The 18,320-nt window shown below is 71.6% G+C and carries 14 protein-coding genes; 7 read left to right on the forward strand and 7 right to left on the reverse strand.

Annotation, left to right across the window (positions count from 1 at the left end; translation table 11 throughout):
• The first annotated feature begins 277 nt into the window (after positions 1–277).
• Positions 278–2,701, forward strand: coding sequence for a transglycosylase domain-containing protein (locus tag ACZ56L_RS20910; protein WP_471065531.1), 2,424 nt, complete (start codon positions 278–280; stop codon positions 2,699–2,701).
• A gap of 118 nt (positions 2,702–2,819) precedes the next feature.
• Here ACZ56L_RS20910 and ACZ56L_RS20915 read toward each other — a convergent pair whose 3' ends face one another.
• Both ACZ56L_RS20915 and fomD read right to left on the reverse strand, forming a co-directional pair.
• Positions 2,820–4,826 (reverse strand): SpoIIE family protein phosphatase, encoded by a 2,007-nt coding sequence (locus ACZ56L_RS20915; RefSeq protein ID WP_471065533.1) that lies wholly within the window; start codon positions 4,824–4,826, stop codon positions 2,820–2,822.
• Between the two features lie 332 nt (positions 4,827–5,158).
• A complete protein-coding gene (fomD, locus tag ACZ56L_RS20920; protein WP_345228658.1) occupies positions 5,159–5,845 on the reverse strand; it encodes a cytidylyl-2-hydroxypropylphosphonate hydrolase in 687 nt (228 codons plus the stop codon).
• Between the two features lie 212 nt (positions 5,846–6,057).
• Here fomD and ACZ56L_RS20925 point away from each other — a divergent pair, with 212 nt between their 5' ends.
• Positions 6,058–7,386, forward strand: coding sequence for a hypothetical protein (locus ACZ56L_RS20925; protein ID WP_401756364.1), 1,329 nt, complete (start codon positions 6,058–6,060; stop codon positions 7,384–7,386).
• 74 nt (positions 7,387–7,460) lie between these two features.
• Here the strand turns inward: ACZ56L_RS20925 and ACZ56L_RS20930 are convergent, their stop codons facing one another.
• Positions 7,461–8,405, reverse strand: a complete 945-nt coding sequence (locus tag ACZ56L_RS20930; RefSeq protein ID WP_471065535.1) for an NAD(P)-dependent oxidoreductase — start codon at positions 8,403–8,405, stop codon at positions 7,461–7,463.
• A 79-nt stretch (positions 8,406–8,484) separates the two neighbouring features.
• On the opposite strand from ACZ56L_RS20930, the gene ACZ56L_RS20935 reads away from it, so the two are divergent.
• On the forward strand, positions 8,485–8,841 hold the full coding sequence (locus tag ACZ56L_RS20935; RefSeq protein WP_345228655.1) for a winged helix-turn-helix transcriptional regulator: 357 nt from the start codon (positions 8,485–8,487) through the stop codon (positions 8,839–8,841).
• A gap of 86 nt (positions 8,842–8,927) precedes the next feature.
• Here the strand turns inward: ACZ56L_RS20935 and ACZ56L_RS20940 are convergent, their stop codons facing one another.
• Both ACZ56L_RS20940 and ACZ56L_RS20945 read right to left on the reverse strand, forming a co-directional pair.
• Positions 8,928–9,809, reverse strand: a complete 882-nt coding sequence (locus ACZ56L_RS20940; protein ID WP_471065537.1) for a trypsin-like serine peptidase — start codon at positions 9,807–9,809, stop codon at positions 8,928–8,930.
• A gap of 16 nt (positions 9,810–9,825) precedes the next feature.
• Complete coding sequence (locus tag ACZ56L_RS20945; RefSeq protein WP_471065539.1) at positions 9,826–11,340, reverse strand: ricin-type beta-trefoil lectin domain protein; 1,515 nt, start codon at positions 11,338–11,340, stop codon at positions 9,826–9,828.
• Positions 11,341–11,446: 106 nt separating this feature from the next.
• Here ACZ56L_RS20945 and ACZ56L_RS20950 point away from each other — a divergent pair, with 106 nt between their 5' ends.
• Positions 11,447–12,868, forward strand: coding sequence for a class II fumarate hydratase (locus ACZ56L_RS20950; RefSeq protein ID WP_471065541.1), 1,422 nt, complete (start codon positions 11,447–11,449; stop codon positions 12,866–12,868).
• Between the two features lie 465 nt (positions 12,869–13,333).
• Here ACZ56L_RS20950 and ACZ56L_RS20955 read toward each other — a convergent pair whose 3' ends face one another.
• Positions 13,334–15,001, reverse strand: a complete 1,668-nt coding sequence (locus ACZ56L_RS20955) for a fumarate hydratase (RefSeq protein WP_471065543.1) — start codon at positions 14,999–15,001, stop codon at positions 13,334–13,336.
• Positions 15,002–15,174: 173 nt separating this feature from the next.
• On the opposite strand from ACZ56L_RS20955, the gene ACZ56L_RS20960 reads away from it, so the two are divergent.
• Positions 15,175–15,846, forward strand: a complete 672-nt coding sequence (locus ACZ56L_RS20960) for a DUF1707 SHOCT-like domain-containing protein (protein ID WP_401756346.1) — start codon at positions 15,175–15,177, stop codon at positions 15,844–15,846.
• A 126-nt stretch (positions 15,847–15,972) separates the two neighbouring features.
• Entirely contained in the window at positions 15,973–16,356 is a 384-nt protein-coding gene (locus ACZ56L_RS20965; protein ID WP_345228649.1) for a WhiB family transcriptional regulator, read from the forward strand.
• Positions 16,357–16,463: 107 nt separating this feature from the next.
• Here the strand turns inward: ACZ56L_RS20965 and glpX are convergent, their stop codons facing one another.
• Positions 16,464–17,495 (reverse strand): class II fructose-bisphosphatase, encoded by a 1,032-nt coding sequence (gene glpX / locus ACZ56L_RS20970; protein WP_345228648.1) that lies wholly within the window; start codon positions 17,493–17,495, stop codon positions 16,464–16,466.
• 174 nt (positions 17,496–17,669) lie between these two features.
• Between glpX and ACZ56L_RS20975 the strand changes: the two genes are divergently transcribed.
• On the forward strand, positions 17,670–18,233 hold the full coding sequence (locus tag ACZ56L_RS20975) for a DUF4245 domain-containing protein (protein ID WP_468686210.1): 564 nt from the start codon (positions 17,670–17,672) through the stop codon (positions 18,231–18,233).
• Positions 18,234–18,320 lie beyond the last annotated feature (87 nt).

Genomic DNA, 18,320 nt, shown 5'->3' on the forward strand with positions numbered 1-18,320 from the left:
CGTACGAACAGTGCCTAGCAGAGTGATATCACTTTAACCCGGAGGGGCGCTTCCGTGAAGCCTCAATTCGGATTCACTTCCTCAACTTGCTTCTCGCCTGGCAACCTTTGGGCACGCTTGTTCGTCGGTTCCCTAGGGGGAGGTGCTGATTGTCACGTCCATAAAAGGTGCGATCGGCCCCTGTTTGTCCTTTCCGGCGGTGTTAGCTTTCTGAGCTGATCCGGCGAATGTCCGGTGAGTGTGGCGAGTGATGACTGAGATGCGGAGCGACTGACCGATGGGTCGAGCGGATGAGCGCAGGGCCCGGCAGTCCGGCGGTTCCCGCCGGGCGGCGGGGGCTCCCGGGAAGAGCGGCATACGGCGCCTCTTCACCTGGAAGAAGGTGCTGGGCACGTTCTTCGGACTCTGCCTGTTGGCCATGGGAGCCTTCGTCGCGCTGTACATGGCGATCGACATCCCCGAGGGCAACGCCTCGGCGAGGACGCAGAGCAACGTCTACAAGTACAGCGACGGCAAGACGGTCATCGCCCGCACGGGCAGCGGCGAGTACGCCCGCGAGAACGTCTCCCTGGACAAGATCCCGAAGAAGGTCCAGACGACGTTCGTCGCCGCCGAGAACATGTCGTTCTACGACGACCACGGCATCGACTTCAAGGGCACCGCGCGCGGTCTGCTCAACACCTTCTCCGGCAAGGGCAAGCAGGGTGGTTCGACCATCACCCAGCAGTACGTCAAGAACTACTACCTGACGCCCGAGCAGACGGTCACCCGCAAGCTCAAGGAACTGGTCATCTCCCTGAAGGTGGACCAGAAGTACGAGAAGGACGACATCCTCCTCGGGTACATCAACACCAGTTACTACGGCCGCGGGGCCGCCGGCATCCAGGCGGCGGCCCAGGCGTACTACCGCAAGGACGCCGACAAGCTGACCGTCGAGGAGGGCGCCTACCTGGCGGCCCTGCTCCAGGCGCCCAGCAGCTACGACGTGCTGAACGCGACGCCGACGAACAAGCGGCTCGTCATGGAGCGCTGGAACTACGTCCTGGACAACATGGTCGAGATGGGCGCGCTCCAGAAGGCCGAGCGCGCCGCGATGACCTTCCCGATGCCCAAGCCCGTCCAGCCCAACCGGGGCATGAAGGGCCAGGCCGGCTACCTAATCGAGGCGGCCGAGCAGCAGTTGAAGGTGCGCGAGGGCCTCACCGAGAAGGAGCTCGCGGCCGGCGGCTGGACGATCACGCTCAACATCGACAAGGACCGCCAGAAGGCCCTGGAGAAGGCGGTCGACCGCCAACTGGAGTCCAAGCTCGACCGCAGGAGCAAGAAGAAGGTCGACCGCAACGTCCAGGCCGGCGGCACCTCCGTCGACCCGAAGACGGGCGCGGTGGTCGCCCTGTACGGCGGCGCGGACTACCTCAAGCACCAGATCAGCAACGCCACCCGCACCGACTACCAGCCCGCCTCCACGTTCAAGCCCGCGGTGTTCGCGGCGGCGCTGGAGCAGGGGTCGGTGAACCAGGACGGCGAGAAGATCACCGCCAACACGATCTACAGCGGCAAGAGCCGCCGCCCCGTGGTGGGCGAGGGCGGCGGCGGATACGCCCCGCAGAACGAGGACGACAAGTCGTACGGCGACATCGACGTCCAGGAGGCCACCGACAAGTCGGTCAACTCCGTCTTCGCGCAGATGATCGTGGACGTCGGTGCGAAGCACGTGAAGCAGACCGCGCTCAAGCTGGGCATGCAGGACCGCGGCGACTTCGGCGCCAGCCCCGCCATGGCCCTGGGCACCATGAAGGCCAACACCATGGACATGGCGGCGATGTACGCCTCGCTGGCCGCCCACGGCAAGAAGGTCGTCCCCTCGATCGTCAAGACGGCCGAGCACAAGGACCGCACCATCGAGCCCAAGGGCTTCGCGGCGGACGGCCAGGGCATCAGCCGCCAGGCCGCCGACACGGTGACCTCCGTCCTGGAGCACGTCGTCCAGGAGGGCACCGGCCGCGCCGTCAGCAGCGGCAAGTACCACGCGGCGGGCAAGACCGGCACCTCCGAGAACAACCGCAGCGCCTGGTTCGCCGGGTACACCCCGGAGCTGGCCACCGCGATCGGCATCTTCGGCGAGAACGCCGACAAACCCGGCCAGACCACCCTGACCGGCGCCGCGGGCGGCGGCCGCATGAACGGCTCCAGCTTCCCGGCCCGGATCTGGGCGGACTACACCCTCGGCGCGCTGGACGGCGGCTCCGACGCCAAGTTCGACCTGGAGATCAAGGACGGGGCCGCCTGGGAGCCGCCGCCCCCGCCCCCGCCGCCGGAGACCAAGCCGCCGGAGACCAAGGCCCCCGAGAAGCCCGAGGAGCCGGAGGAGCCGGAGCACAAGCCCGACCCCGGCAAGAACCAGGGCCAGGACCAGGGACAGGCCAACCAGGGCAAGAACCAGGGCCAGAACCAGGGCGGTGACCACCAGGGTCAGAACCAGGGCCAGAACCAGGGGCAGGCCAACCAGGGCCAGAACCAGGGCGGCGACCACCAGGGCCAGAACCAGGGCCAGAACCAGGGCGGCCAGAACCAGGGTGGCGACAACCAGGGCGGCGGCGACCACCAGGGCCAGGACCAGGGGCAGGCCAACCAGGGGCAGAACCAGGGCGGCGACCACCAGGGCCAGGCCAACGGCGGTGCCAACGACGGCCAGTGGTGACCTCCGGGACAGCCCGTCCGGCAGGTGAATGACGGCGGCCCCCGTCCTCGGGAAGAGGACGGAGGCCGTTGCCATTCGTACCGCGGCGGACCGTTCCCGGCGTACGTCCGCCTCCGGGCTAGGACTGCTTCTTCGGGTCCTTCGCAGCCCCCGGCAGCCCCAGCTCGAACCAGACCACCTTGCCGCTGCTCAGCCGGGTCGCGCCCCACTTGCGGGCCAGCCGGTTCACCAGGAACAGGCCCCGCCCGCCCTCGTCGGTGTCCCGCGCCCGCCGCTGCCTCGGCAGTTGCGGCGAGTCGTCGCCGACCTCGCAGCGCAGCACGTCCGTCCGCAGCAGCCGCAGCGTCACCGGGCGTTCCGCGTACCGCACGGCGTTCGTCACGACCTCGCTGACCAGCAGCTCCACCGAGTCCGACAGCTCCTGGAGGCCCCAGCGCTCCAGGGCCCGCCGGGCCAGCCTGCGGGCCCGGCCGGGGGCCTGCTCCTCGGGTTCGAGGAACCAGTACGCGACGTCGCTCGGCGCGATCCCGTCGAACCGGGCCGCGAGCAGCGCGATGTCGTCGTCCCGGTCGCCGGGGCCCAGCATGTCCAGGACGTCGTCGCAGAGCGCCTCCAGCGGCGGCGGATGGTCCGGCCCGGTCAGCTGGGCGGTGGCGGCGAGACGCTCCCGCAACTGCTCGATGCCGGTCCACACGTCCCGCAGCCGCGACTCCACCAGGCCGTCCGTGTACAGGAGCAGGGTGGCCCCGGCGGGGGCGTCCAGCTCGACCGCCTCGAAGTCGACGCCGCCGACGCCGATGGGCGCGCCCGGCGGCACGCGCAGCACCTCGGCCCGGCCGCCCAGGTGCAGCAGGATGGGCGGCGGGTGGCCGGCGTTGGCAATGGTGATGCGGTGGGACACCGGGTCGTACACGGCGTACAGGCAGGTCGCCATGCGGTCGGTGCCCAGGCGCTGGGCCTGCTCGTCCAGGTGGTGCAGGACCTCCTGCGGGGGGAGGTCCAGGCCCGCGAGGGTCTGCGCGGTCGTCCGGAACTGGCCCATGATCGCGGCCGAGGTCATGGAGTGGCCCATCACGTCGCCGACGACCAGCGCCACCCGGGAGCCGGGCAGCGGGATCGCGTCGTACCAGTCGCCGCCGACCCGGGCCGTCTCGGCCGCCGGGAGGTAGCGGGAGGCCAGCTTGACGCCGGTGGGGCGGGGCAGCGAGTCGGGAAGCATGGTGCGCTGGAGCTCGTCGGCGATGTACGCCTCACGGCCGTACAGCACGGCCTTGTCGATGCCGAGCGCGGTGTGGGTGGCCAGCTGCGCGGCGACCAGCAGGTCATTGGCCTCGAACGCGCCGCGCTCGGGCCTGCGCAGGAACACGGCCGCGCCGATCACCCGGCGGCGGCCCCGGAGCGGGGCGAGTATCGCCCGGCGTCCGTCGGGCAGCCCGCAGTTCTCGCCCAGCAGGTCCGGCAGGGCGAGCCGCGCGGACGGGGCGTCCCCGAACACCGGCCGCACCCCGCGCAGCACCTCCGCCAGCGCGCCGCCCGACTCCACCTCGCAGAGCTGCCGGGCGGGGGAGCCGTCGCCGACCACCGCGTCCAGCTCCGAGCCCGCCGGGCCCTCGGCGGTGGTCCGCAGCCGGTCGGTGCGCCGCAGCCGCAGCACGAACGGCACGGCGGGGCGCTCGTCGCCCACCGGGAGCGGGTCGCGCAGATAGACCAGGATCGCGTCGGAGAACGTCGGCACGGTCGCCCGGCACAGACCCAGCACGATCTCGTCCAGGTCGATGCCGCGGGCGATCCGGCGGGTGGCCGCCCCGACGAACCGCAGCCGGTCGCCCTCGGTGCGGGCGGGCGGGCCGCCGGCAGCACCGCCGGACGCGTCACCGGGCGTGCCGCCGGACGCGCCGCCGGGAGGCCCGGCGGGCGGCGGCGCGGTCGGGCCGCCCGGCGGAGGCGCGACGGGCCCGCCCGGCGGCGGCACCGCGGTCTGCGTCTGCGGCTGCTCGGGCACCTGCGCCTGGGCCTGCCGACGTGGCCCGGACTCGTCCGGGTCCCGGCGCGGCCGGGTGCGCTCGTGCGGCCCGGCGGCCAGGGGCTGCCGGCCTTCGTGCGAGGTGGACTGCTGCTCCGTCACGCGTGGGGTTCCGTCCGTCCGGGGAGCTTGTGCGATGCAATCGCTGGGTGCGATATACCCGCTCTGCGGGCGGCGTCGACAGAACGGTGGCCTGGGAACGTTACAGACTCGTCCGCACTCGCGTGCGTTTTCGACGTCTTCCCCGCCGATTCCGCCCGGGCCGCCCCCGGCGTCCTCGCGCGACGCTTCACAGATCCACCCCCCTGCGGTGACATACGGTCAGCTCCTGCTCCACGCCCGGTAGTTGCTTCCTCCGCCCAGGTGGGGCCGCGGGGTGCGCAGCCTTCCGGAGGACGATCCTACGTTTGGACCCAGGGGGCGCATCAAGAGTCTCACGTCGTCATGTGCGCCGGAGTGCGGTCCCAGTCATCCGGCAGCTCCGGCACCTCCCAGCGGGGGTCGGGCCGCCAGTCCTCCCACCCGTCGGCGAACGGCGCCGCCCACGACTCCACCGCGCGCGCCGCCGCGAGCCCGGCCTCCCGCACGTCCCGCGCCTGCTCCCCGTCCAGCAACCCGACCCGGCGGGCCTCGGCGAACTCGTCCTCGTCCAGCCACTGCCAGCGGCGGTCGGGCGTCACCGCGATGTCCAGGAAGTGGTCCCGGGAGTCCACCCCGCCCGCCCAACGCGCCCTGGGCTCCTCCAGGTTCACGTACCAGTTCTTGAACCGCCAGCCGGGCTCCCAGAACAGCCACACCGACCAGGGGTCGCCGGGCCGGGCCAGCTTCAGCACGCCCGTGCCGAACCAGGGCGAGGTGGTCGTCGTCCGGGGCCTGGTGTACCGCGTGGCGAGAGGTTCCAGGTGGATCGAAGTGCCGTCCGCCAGCACGGGTTTGACGCACCGGGTGCCCGGCGCCAGCCAGACGGCGAGCAGGTCGGCGGTGTCCTGCACGACGGTGACCGGCCGGCAGATGTGGATGCGGGGCGACGCGTTGTCCCGGTACCGCCAGAGGATGTGCTCCCCGGGCGCCCAGCTTCCCCCGCCGCTCCCGGCCGCCCCGTGGGTCGTCTGCTCTGTCATGAGCGCATGTTACGAGTACCGATTTCCCGCGCGCACGGTCCACCGCGGCCCCCTCGGGCCGTCCCCCGGGGCACGTGCCCCGGAGGACGGCCCGCCCCTACGGCATTCGGGCCACCCCCCGCGTCGCCTCACCGGCCCGCGCCCCCGGGTGATCCAGGGTGGGCGGATGACATCACGCCTGCCCCTCCTCGCCCCGATCCCGGGCTGACCGCATGGCACAGCCCGCCCCCCGCTGCGCGCGCGCCGCCGCCCGTGCGACGTACGCCCTGCTGGCACTGTCCCTCCTGGTGGCCGGCCTGTTCGCGTACCTCTACCTGCGCCGCGAGCAGCCCGACCCGGGCCACACCGTGCGCTCGGGCTGGGCGCCGTTGCTCCTGGCCTGCTGCGCCGTCGCGCTCTGCACGGCGGCCGCCGTGTTCAAGCCGTACCTGCTGAGCGTCCACCGCTGTGCGCTCATGGCGACGGCGGCGACGCTCGTCTTCGCCACCGGCATCGGCGTGACCTGGCACGTCGTCTCGCACGACCGGACCACGGACACCATCGTCGGCACTCCGCTGCTCACCCAGCGGGACGCGAACGCGTTCCTCCAGTCGACGCTCCCCGGGGTGCCGCTGCGGCGGATTCCGACCGGGGTCTTCATCCAGAGCTCGAAGTTCACCTCGCCCGAGGAGGTCGAGGTCAGCGGCTACGTCTGGCAGCGGTACGGCAAGGACGTCCCGGAGTCCAGCATGGGAGTGGTCTTCCCCGAGGCCACCGACGGGCACGACGACCTGAAGGAGGCGTACGACACCCGGAGCACCGACGGCCGCCGCCTCAAGGGCTGGCACTTCCAGGTGACCCTGCGCCAGGACTTCGACTACAAGCACTACCCGCTCGACAAGCAGAACGTCTGGCTGCGGATGTGGTCCACGGCCACCTTCACCAACGACGTCCTGGTGCCCGACTTCGCCGCCTATCCGCCCTGGGAGTACGGCCGCATCGGCCTCGACCAGGACACCGTGACCTCCGGCTGGAACCCGTACTACACCGGCTGGAGCTTCGGGCTGCACCAGTACACGATGACCCAGGGCCTCACCGACTGGGACAAACCGTTCAAGTCCGCGCCGGAGCTCTACTTCAACGTCGGCATGGAACGGCAGTGGTCCGGGCCGATGGTGGGGCGGCTGATCCAGTCGTTCTTCATCTCGGCGGTGATGTTCCTGGCACTGTTCGTCTACACGCGGGACGACAGCAAGAACCCGCGCTTCGGCTTCTCGACCTGGACGGCGATCTCGTTCGCGGTGACGCTGCTGCTCGTGGTCGTCGTCGACCAGCAGCAGATCCGGGAGATCGCCGGGGACACCTCGCTGACGTACCTCGAGTACCTGGCCATCTCGCAGTACATCGTCATCATGGGCATCTTCGCCAACGCCATCCTGATCGGCACGGACACCAACCGCCGGCTGCTGGAGTGGCGCGACAACATGCTGGCGACGCTGCTGTACTGGCCGGTGCTGGTGGGACTGTTCTTCGCCTTCACGGTGGCGGTCTTCGCCGGCTGAGGCGCCCGGTCGCGGGCCGGGGCCCGCCGCCGCGACGGCCGGCGGGCCCCTGTCCGTACCCCTGCCGCGGTCCCTCAGCGGGCGCCGGGGGCCAGCGTCTCCGTCATGGCGACGGTGCTCTGCGTGCCACGGCCCTCGGCGACGGCACGGTCGGCGACCGCCTGCGCCGCCCGCAGCACCGAGGCGTCCACCCCGGCCTCCTCGGAGGCGTGCGCGATGTGCGCGATGGCGGTGGCGGCCGAGGTGAGGTCGCTGTCGGCGCCGGGGTACTCGCGGGCGTCGGCCTGCCGGGCGAACTCGTCGACGAACGACACCAGCAGACCGCCGATGTTCCGGGCGAAGGGGGCCAGGTCGCCGGCGGCCACCCCCTGGGAGCGGGCCAGCGCGAAGCTGTGCACGAGACCGCTGACCGAGGTCCACCACAGGTCGAGCAGCGCCACGTCGTACGAGGCGGCCCTGGCGTGGTCCTCGCCCAGGTAGGTGGGCGTCCCGGCGAGGGCGTCCAGGGTCGGCCGGTGGGTGTCGTAGGCGTCCCGGGGGCCGCTGTAGAGGAACACGGCGTGCGGGGTGCCGATGGTCTGCACGGGTGTCATGATCGCGCCGTCGAGGTAGGTGACGCCCCGCTCCTGGGCGTGCGCGGCGGCGGTGCGGGCCCGCTCGGGGGTGTCGGCGGTGAGGTTGACGACGGTGCGGCCCTTGAGGTCGTCGCCCGCCGCGCCGAGCACGGCGAAGACCGCGTCGTAGTTCAGGACGCACACCACGACCAGGTCGCTGGCGCGCACCGCCTCGGCGGGGGAGGCGGCGAGCACCGCTCCCTCGGCGACGACGGCGTCGGCCCGGGACGCGGTGCGGTTCCACACGGTGGTGGGATGGCCGGCGGCGAGGAAGGCGCGGGCCAGCGCCTGCCCCATCGGGCCCAGCCCGAGGACGGTGACGGGCTGCTTCACGGCAGGGGCGGCGGAGGGGTCGGAGGTGGCGGCGGCGAGGTCGGCGGCGGGATTGTCAGTGCGGGCACTCATGATGGGTTCCAGACGTTGTGGGGACATGCTTGAGGTCATGCTGTGAGGACATGCGAGAAGAAGGGGCGGGTGGGCCGGGATGAAGAACGTGCCGTACCAGTGCGGGCTCGACGCGGCGATCGACGTCATCGACGGCAAGTGGAAGGTGCTGATCCTGTGGGCGCTGTACGAGCGTCCGCGCCGCTTCGGGGCGACCAGACGGGCGTTGCCCGGAATCAGCGAGAAGGTGCTCGCCGCGCAACTGCGGGAGCTGGAGGCCGACTTGGTGGTTCACCGCGAGGTGTACGAGGACACGGCGGTGCCCCGGGTCGAGTACTCCCTGACGGAGCTCGGCCGTGATCTGCACGATGCGCTGGCTCCGCTGGGCGCATGGGGCGACCGCCGCATACGGATGCTCGCGGAGCAGGACGAGGCGTCCTCCTCTCTGGCTGGTTAGCCGGGCGGCGGTTGCCGCCGACCGGGCAGGGCTTCAGCCTCCACCCGGCGGACGGCTTCCTCAAGTACCCACTTATTTGTGGGTGGTTACTTCGACGTAAGGGCTGCCTGGGCGGTGTGGAGAGCCTCGGCGGTCCTGTCGAACACCGCACCCCAGGCCACGTCCTTGAACTCCTCGCCCCGGGGCCGGGAGCTGGTGACGGCGACTTGGACGTCCTCGCCGCCGGGCTCCCGGGCGTACCAGGGGCCGCCGCTGGCCCCGTTGGTCATGCGGCAGGGCTTGAGCTGGGAGCCGCCCGCCAGCCGGCCGTCCTCGACCGGGGTGGCGTCGCCCGCGCAGTACTGGAGGGTGCGGCCGTCGTACGGCGCCAGGAACGGGTAGCCGAGCGCGGTGCGCCGGCCGCCGGGCTCTGCGCCGAAGACCGCCCGGCGGGAGCCGGTCACGTCCTGGACGTGCCGTCCCCGGTCGTCGGTGTCCAGGGCGACGAAGGCGAAGTCGGCGGCGTGGTCCTCGCGCTCGGTCCACGCCGGGGCGACCGCCACCGAGCGGGCCGGATAGCTGCCGTACGGGGTGGCCCCGTCGTCGTACCCGGGGACGAAGAGCAGCGACTTCATCGCCCCGCCCGCCGCCTTGAGGTGCACGCAGTGCCCCGCGGTGGCGACGACGTCGCGGTTGGCGGCGGTGACGACGGCGGCGGTGCAGGTGGCCTTCTGCCCGCCCGGCAGCACCATGAACAGCCGCCCGACGTGCGCGACGCCCGCGGCGTCTCCCGGCCAGGGGACCCCGGCGGGCGGTTCGTCGTCGCGGGCCCGGTCGCGGGCCCCGGTCGTGGCCACCGCCTCCCGCATCCGGTCGGCGGTCCAGTAGCTGCGCACGGCGCCGGCGTCCTCCCCCGTGGGGGTGGGGGAGGAGACCGGCGCCAGGGTCGCGGCGAGCGCCGCGATGGTCACGGAGAGTGCTGGAATCATGCTCCGAACGTAAGGGCTAGGCGAACCGCTGGCTCGCCGAGCCGTCGCAGGCCCGCAGCTTCAGCGGGTCCCTGGCCGCCGACAGGGTGACGCACAGTCCGTTCGCCGCGGCCGGACGCAGGGTGTCCGCCTGGCGTACGAACCGCTGGTTGGCCGCTCCCGAGCAGTTCCACAGCACGAGCCCCGCACCCGCCTCGTACTTCGCGCCCGGCACGTCCAGGCAGCGGTCGTGGCTCAGCTCGGTCCGCAGGGACTGCCGCGCCGCGTCGTACCACCAGCCCTGGTTGCGGCCGCCGTGGCAGTCCCACCCGCCGACGGCGGTCCCGTTGCGCGTCACGGACCCCGGGGCGTCCAGGCAGGTGCCGGTCCCGGCGTTCCTGAGCGGCTGGTACGCGTCGTCCCAGGCGCCCGGCGTCAGGACGGGCCTGCCGGTCGAGGCCGGGTCGGCGCAGCCGGCCTCCCGCTGCCCGGAGGCGTAGAGCTGGCTGAGGCAGGAGGCGAAGGCCTGGTGGCCGCGGATGTTCGGGTGGAAGGACTGCCGGACGGAGTTCTCGTCGGGCGGGCCCGGCTTGCTCAGGTCGATGTAGAGCCCGCGCGCCCAGGCGTCGTCCATGCAGACCTCGTGCCCGTGGAAGAGCCGGGAGGCGTCGAGGTACGTGGCCCCGGTGGCCGCCGCGGCCCTGCGCATCCCGCGCTCGAAGGCGGGCACGGCGACGTTGCGGCCCCAGGCGGTGTCGGAGTCGTACCCGAGGCCGCCGCAGGCCACCTTGCCGGGGAAGTCCGGGTTGTCCCGGAAGTCGGGCCCGATCGGGCTCGGGTAGCCCATGACCACGAGCCGGTAGTCGGAGTCGGCGTACCCGGCCCCGGTCATCGTCGCCCGCAGGTCCCGGACCGTCTGCTCGACCTTCGGGACCAGGGCGTCCACCCGGGCCTGCCAGCCGCCCGCGTACTTCGGCTCGCACGGCCCCTGAAGCGTCAGGTAGCGCGTCACGCAGTCCGTCATGACCGGCCCGAACTGGAGGTCGTCATTGGCGCCGGCGACCAGCACCACCATCTTGATCCGCGTGTTGCGGGCCTTGATCGCGAGGCTGTCGCTCTGCACCGGTTCGTCGGCGTACTGCTTGCTGCCGCCGATCCGGATGTTTCCGGTGGACGCGCCCGAGCAGGAGACGTTGTACGTCACGTCCGCGCCGATGGAGGTCTTGTGGATCGCGGCATCCGGCGAACGGTGGCACCAGTTCGTCGGCCCGTTGGTCGGGGCCTCGTAGGTGCCCGTGCCCTCCCCGGAGATCTCGCTGTCGCCGAGCGAGACGAGCCCGGTCTTGCGCTGCGCCATCGGCCGTTCCTCGGGCGACCCGTACAGCCTGGTCGCCTCGGCGGCGCGGACGGCCTCCAGCTCGGGCGGCAGCGGGGTGGACGCGGCGGCCCGGAGGTCTGCCGCGGAGGCCGGCGCGGTCGTGCCGCCGAGGGCCGCGGCGAGCGCGGCCGCGAGGACGAGAGTGCTACGGAATCTGTGCCTGGTGCGCGTCACGGCGCCTCCCCGGTTGGTTGTTACCCGAGGTATTTACTGGCCGGTAGCGCACTTGGGAATAGCCAGAACCAGACAACTGCTCAGCTTTGACAGGAGGTACGTGACGATGACCGAGAACGACGCCCCCCAGGGCTACCGGACCGAGCACGACTCGATGGGGGAGGTACGGGTCCCCGCCCACGCCAAGTGGCGCGCGCAGACGCAACGGGCCGTGGAGAACTTCCCCGTCTCCGGCCAACGCCTGGAACGCGCGCACATCGAGGCCCTGGCCCGCATCAAGGCGGCGGCCGCCAAGGTCAACGCCGAACTGGGCGTCCTGGACAAGGACGTCGCGGGCGCGATCGCGGACGCCGCCGAGGAGGTGGCGCGCGGCGACTGGGACGAGCACTTCCCGGTGGACGTCTTCCAGACGGGCTCCGGCACGTCCTCCAACATGAACATGAACGAGGTCGTCGCCACCCTGGCCACGGAGCGGCTGGCCGGCTCGGGCGGCTCCGTCGCCTCCGTCCACCCGAACGACCACGTCAACGCCTCGCAGTCCTCCAACGACGTGTTCCCCTCCTCGATCCACATCGCGGCGACGGCGGCGGTCACCCACGACCTGATCCCGGCCCTGGACCACCTGGCGGCCGCGCTCGACCGGAAGTCGTCCGCGTTCGCCGACGTCGTGAAGTCCGGCCGCACGCACCTCATGGACGCCACCCCGGTCACCCTGGGCCAGGAGTTCGGCGGCTACGCGGCCCAGATCCGCCACGGCGTCGAACGCCTCCGCGCCTCGCTGCCGCGGCTGGCCGAACTCCCCCTGGGCGGCACGGCCGTGGGCACGGGCATCAACACCCCGCCCGGCTTCTCCGCCGCCGTCATCGCGGAGGTCGCCCGTACGACGGGCCTGCCGCTGACCGAGGCGCGCGACCACTTCGAGGCCCAGGGCGCCCGCGACGGCCTGGTGGAGACCTCCGGCCAGCTCCGGACGGTCGCCGTCTCCCTCACGAAGATCGCCAACGACCTGCGCTGGATGGCCAGCGGCCCGCGCACCGGACTGGCCGAAATCAACCTCCCCGACCTCCAGCCGGGCTCGTCGATCATGCCGGGCAAGGTCAACCCGGTGATTCCGGAGGCGGTCCTGATGGTCGCGGCCCAAGTCACGGGCAATGACACGACCGTGGCGGTCGCGGGCGCGGCGGGCAACTTCGAGCTGAACGTGATGCTCCCGGTCATTGCCAAGAACATCCTCGAATCCATCCGCCTCCTCGCCACCTCCACCCGTCTTCTGGCCGACCGCACGGTCGACGGCATCACGGCGAACGTGGAACGGGCCCTCGAATACGCGGAGTCGTCCCCCTCGGTGGTCACCCCCCTCAACAAGTACATCGGGTACGAGGAGGCGGCCAAGGTCGCCAAGAAGGCCGTGGCCGAACGCAAGACGATCCGGGAGGTGGTCGTGGAGTCCGGCTACGTCGAGCGCGGCGCCCTCACCGAGGCCCAACTGGACGCAGCCCTCGACGTCCTCTCCATGACAAGGCCCTAGCCCCACAACCACCAGGGCCCGCCCCCCCCGGCGACGCGCCCCGCCAGGGGCGCGGGGAACTGCGCGAGCAACCACGACGCGTCCGCAGTGAACCGGAGGCAGCCGCGCGGCGAGCGCTTCAGGCAAAGGATGGGGTCTCCCCTGCTCGAACGAAGTTGAGAGCTTGGGGAAGGGTCCGGGGCCTCTCCTGCCCGAGCCGGGCGGAGCCGCGCGTCCGGTGCAGGGGGCGGCACCCGGGTGGGCCGGGAGCGGGAGGGGCCGCCCCCTTGCCCGCCCGTTTTGCCCCCTTGGGGCGGCCCCGTCGCCCAAGGGGCGAAGGTTGCGAAGCCCAAGGGGACGAGGGCTGCGAAGCCGAATGGGGCAAAGGGGGCGAGGGGCCCCCGGGACGGCTGGGACAGGCCCGGCCCCGGGGACGGTCGTGGAAGGTCCCGGGGCCGGGAGAAGTCAGGGCAGGGCCGGGAAAGGCTAGGGCAGGCCCGGGCCGCGGACCGGGATGGTGGTGAGCAGAGGGGGCGCCGCCGGCGCGGTGAAGAAGTCATTGCCCTTGTCGTCCACGACGACGAACGCCGGGAAGTCCTCCACCTCGATCCGCCACACCGCCTCCATCCCCAGCTCCTCGTACTCCACGACCTCGACCTTCTTGATGCAGTCCTGCGCTAGCCGGGCCGCGGGCCCGCCGATGGACCCCAGGTAGAAGCCCCCGTGCGCCGCACACGCGTCGGTGACCTGCTTCGACCTGTTCCCCTTGGCCAGCATCACCTTCGACCCGCCCGCCGCCTGGAACTGCTCGACGTAGGAGTCCATCCGCCCGGCCGTCGTCGGCCCGAACGACCCCGACGCGTACCCCTCGGGCGTCTTCGCCGGCCCCGCGTAGTACACCGGGTGGTTCTTCAGGTACTGCGGCATCTCCTCGCCCGCGTCGAGCCGCTCCTTGATCTTGGCGTGCGCGATGTCCCGCGCGACGACCAGCGGCCCGGTCAGCGAGAGCCGGGTCTTCACCGGGTACTTGGTGAGCTCGGCGAGGACCTCGTCCATGGGCCGGTTGAGGTCGATCCGCACGACCTCCTCGTCCGACGCGAGGTGCTCGTCCGTCGTGTCCGGCAGGAACCGCGCCGGGTCCTTCTCCAGCTCCTCCAGGAAGACCCCCTCGGCGGTGATCTTCGCGGTGGCCTGCCGGTCCGCCGAGCAGGAGACCGCGATGGCCACCGGCAGCGACGCGCCGTGCCGGGGCAGCCGCACCACACGCACGTCGTGGCAGAAGTACTTGCCGCCGAACTGCGCCCCGATCCCGATCCTCTGGGTCAGCTCGAAGACCTTCTGCTCCAGCTCCTGGTCCCGGAAGCCGTGCCCGGTCGGCGACCCCTCGGACGGCAGCTCGTCCAGGTAGTGCGCGGAGGCGTACTTCGCCGTCTTCAGCGCGAACTCGGCGCTCGTCCCGCCCACCACGATCGCCAGGTGGTACGGCGGACAGGCCGCCGTGCCCAGCGAGCGGATCTTCTCCTCCAGGAACTTCATCATGGCGGCCTCGTTGAGCACCGCCTTCGTCTCCTGGAACAGGAACGACTTGTTCGCGGACCCGCCGCCCTTGGCCATGAACAGGAACTTGTACGCGCCCCCGTCCGTCGCGTACAGCTCGATCTGCGCGGGGAGGTTGGAGCCGGTGTTCTTCTCCTCCCACATGGTCAGGGGAGCCATCTGCGAGTACCGCAGGTTGAGCTTGGTGTAGGCGTCGAAGATGCCGTGCGACAGCGCCTCCTCGTCCCCGCCCTCGGTGAGCACGTTCTGCCCGCGCTTGCCCATCACGATCGCCGTGCCGGTGTCCTGGCACATCGGCAGCACGCCCGCCGCCGCGATGTTCGCGTTCTTCAGCAGGTCCAGCGCGACGAACTTGTCGTTGCCGGACGCCTCCGGGTCGTCGATGATCCGCCGGAGCTGCGCGAGGTGGGCGGGCCGCAGGTAGTGCGAGATGTCGTGCATGGCCTCGGCGGCCAGGGTGCGCAGCGCCTCGGGCTCGACCTTGAGGAACGTGCGCCCGTCGGCCTCGAAGGTGGAGACACCCTCGGCGGTCACCAGCCGGTAGGGCGTGGTGTCCTCTCCCAGCGGGAGCAGATCGGAGTAGGCAAACTCTGGCATTTCGGCCATTCCTCACTAGGCAGGCAGACGGCGACGCATACCTCCATTGGCAGCGCACCCCACAGCGTAAGACGCGGCCGTTCCGCCCCGGCCGGTGAGGTCCGCCTCACCCGGAGTCCGGTGGACCGCTCTGCCCCCTGTCGCGATCTATCGCGTTTCGGTACGGTGTCCCCGTGGACCTCGAAAAGAAGCCCGAGCAGCAGCCCGCCCGGCCCGCGGCGGCCCCCGCCCTGCGCGCCTCCGACGCCGACCGCGACCGCGTCGCGGACATCCTGCGCGAGGCGCTGGCGGAGGGCCGGCTCGACGCCGAGGAGCACGGCGAGCGCATCGACGCGGTCTACCGCGCCAAGACCGTGGCCGAACTGGAGCCGCTGGTGCGGGACCTGCCGGCGCCGGGTGCCGCCTCCGCCTCGCCGGACCCGGCCCCGTACCTGTACGACGCGGGACAGCCGGGCGAGCCCGCCGAAAGCCTGGTGGCCGTGCTCAGCAGCACCACCCGCAAGGGCCGCTGGCGCGTCGGCGCCCGCACCAACGCCTTCGCGCTGTTCGGCAACGTCGAGATCGACCTGACCGAGGCGCTCTTCTCGCAGCGCCTGACCACCATCAACGCCACCTCGGTCTTCGGCAACGTCGAGATCACCGTCCCCGAGAACATCACCCTGCGCGGCACCGGCAACGGCATCCTGGGCAACTTCGAGATCCGCACCCTGGAGGCCGCCGACCCGGAGGCCCCCGTGGTCGTGGTGAACGGGACGGCGGTACTCGGCAACATCGAGGCGAAGCCCAGGCGCGGCAAGCTCATCGCCGACCTGCACGACCGCCTGCGCAAACACCTCGGACACTGACGGAAACCGGGACACGCCGGGCGACGCGTACTGGACATGGTTCGAAACCCTGTGCATAGGCGTCGGCACAGCGGGTAGGGACTGCGCATCGTCGCTCGCTCGCGAAGCCGTCGTCAGGAGTAGACCGTGCTGCAACCGCCGCATCAGTCCTTGCAGGTCGCCGCCGTGCCCGCGCAACGCGTCCCGGCACCGGTCCGTGATCGGCAAGGCCAGGCCGGCCCCTGGCACACGGAGGCGGTGTGCCGCCGGGACGAAGCCGGGCTGTTCTTCGCCCCGTCGAAGGAGCCGACCGCCTCCCGGCTGGCCCGCGAGGAGGCAGCCAAGCGGGTCTGCGCCCGTTGTCCGGTGATGATCGCCTGCCGCGAGCACGCCCTCCTCCAGCCCGAGCCGTACGGCGTCTGGGGCGGCCTGACCGCCGCCGAGCGCCGGGTGGTGCTGGCCAGGCGCCGCCGCCGCGAGATGGAGCTCAAGGCGGCCCCGGGAGCGGGGGACCACCGCATAGCCGGGTGACGCGTACGCGTGACGACGAAGGGGCGGCCGCCCGACACGGTGGCCGCCCCTTCGTCGTGGGTGCGTCTCTGTCTGCCCTGCTTCTCTGTCTGTTTTCTCTGTCTGTCCTACTTCGCGCGGTCGAAGTCGATCGCGCTGTACGCGCGCAGCTTGGACAGGCGGTGCGTCGAGTCGATCTGGCGGATCGTGCCGGACTTCGACCGCATCACCAGCGACTGGGTGGTGGCGGTCGCCGAGCGGTAGCGCACCCCGCGCAGCAGCTCGCCGTCGGTGATGCCGGTGGCGACGAAGAACACGTTCTCGCCGCTGACCAGGTCGTTCGTGTGCAGGACGCGGTCCAGGTCGTGCCCGGCGTCGATGGCGCGCTGGCGCTCGGTGTCGTCCTTGGGCCACAGCTTGCCCTGGATGGTGCCGCCGAGGCACTTGATCGCGCAGGCGCTGATGATGCCCTCCGGGGTGCCGCCGATGCCCATCAGCAGGTCGACGCCGGTCCCCTCCCGTACCGCCATGATCGAACCGGCGACGTCGCCGTCCGAGATGAACTTGATCCGCGCGCCGGTCTCCCGGATCTCCTTGACTATGCCCTCGTGGCGGGGGCGGTCCAGGATGACGACGGTGACGTCCTCGGGGGTGGAGTTCTTGGCCTTGGCGACGCGGCGGATGTTGACCGCGACGGGGGCGTTGATGTCGACGAAGTCGGCCGCCTCCGGACCGGTGACGAGCTTGTCCATGTAGAACACGGCCGACGGGTCGAACATCGTCCCGCGGTCGGCGGCCGCCAGGACGGCGATGGCGTTCGGCATGCCCTTGGCGTTGAGCGTGGTGCCGTCGATCGGGTCGACCGCGATGTCGACCTCGGCGCCGGTGCCGTCGCCGATGTGCTCCCCGTTGTAGAGCATCGGGGCTTCGTCCTTCTCGCCCTCGCCGATGACGACGACGCCGTTCATCGACACGGTCGAGACCAGGGTGCGCATGGCGTTGACCGCGGCGCCGTCCGCCCCGTTCTTGTCGCCGCGGCCCACCCAGCGGCCGGCGGCCATGGCGGCGGCCTCCGTGACGCGTACGAGCTCAAGGGCGAGGTTGCGGTCGGGAGCCTCGGCGGGCACTTCGAGCTGCGACGGGAGCTGGTGCTCGGTCATCGGTGAGCAACCCTTTCTGTTCTGCCTGTGTGGCTGCACGGGAGCGGCGGCGGTAGTGCGACTCTATCCGTACATCGACAAAATGAGCAGAGGGGGTGCACGTATGAGCGGCATATCGGGTTACGTCCCCGGGGTGCGGGGCCGCGGCGGGGCCCGCGCACCCCATGAGGGAGCATGGAGGGCGTGGCAGCGAAGCGTGGCAATCAGAAGATCCGGGACATGGTGCTCTCGATGGTGGTCATCGGGGCCGTGGTCGCCCTCGTCTACACCGTGATCCCGCACGACGAGGACGCCGACCCGGTCAAGACGGTCGACTACCGGGTCGAGCTCAGCACGGCCCAGCGGTCCGCCCCCTACCCGGTGCTCGCCCCGCAGGGCCTGCCCCCTGAGTGGCGCGCGACCTCCGTGACGTACCGGGGCAACGAGGGCAAGGCCTGGCACCTGGGCTTCCTCGACCCGGACAAGGAGTACGTCGCGGTCGAGCAGTCGACGAAGGACCCGGCGAAGTACGTGCCCGAGGTCACCCTCGCCGCCAAGAACTCCGGGAGGACGCAGGCGATCGGCGGCGCGGACTGGCAGGTGTGGAAGGGCGAGAAGTACGACGCCCTGGTGCGCACCGACAAGGGCGCGACGACGGTCGTCCTCGGCACGGCGAAGGACGAACGCCTGGCGGAGATGGCCGCGGCCCTCAAGCCGAAGGAACTGCCGAAGCCGTCGGCCCCGGCCTCGGCGACGTAGCCCGCGCCCGCGCCGCACGCGGAAAGGGGCCGCCGCACCTGCCCGGTGCGACGGCCCCTCGTGCCGTACGGCATACCCGTACGCGGC

Source organism: Streptomyces sp. NPDC039736 (genome assembly GCF_055596485.1).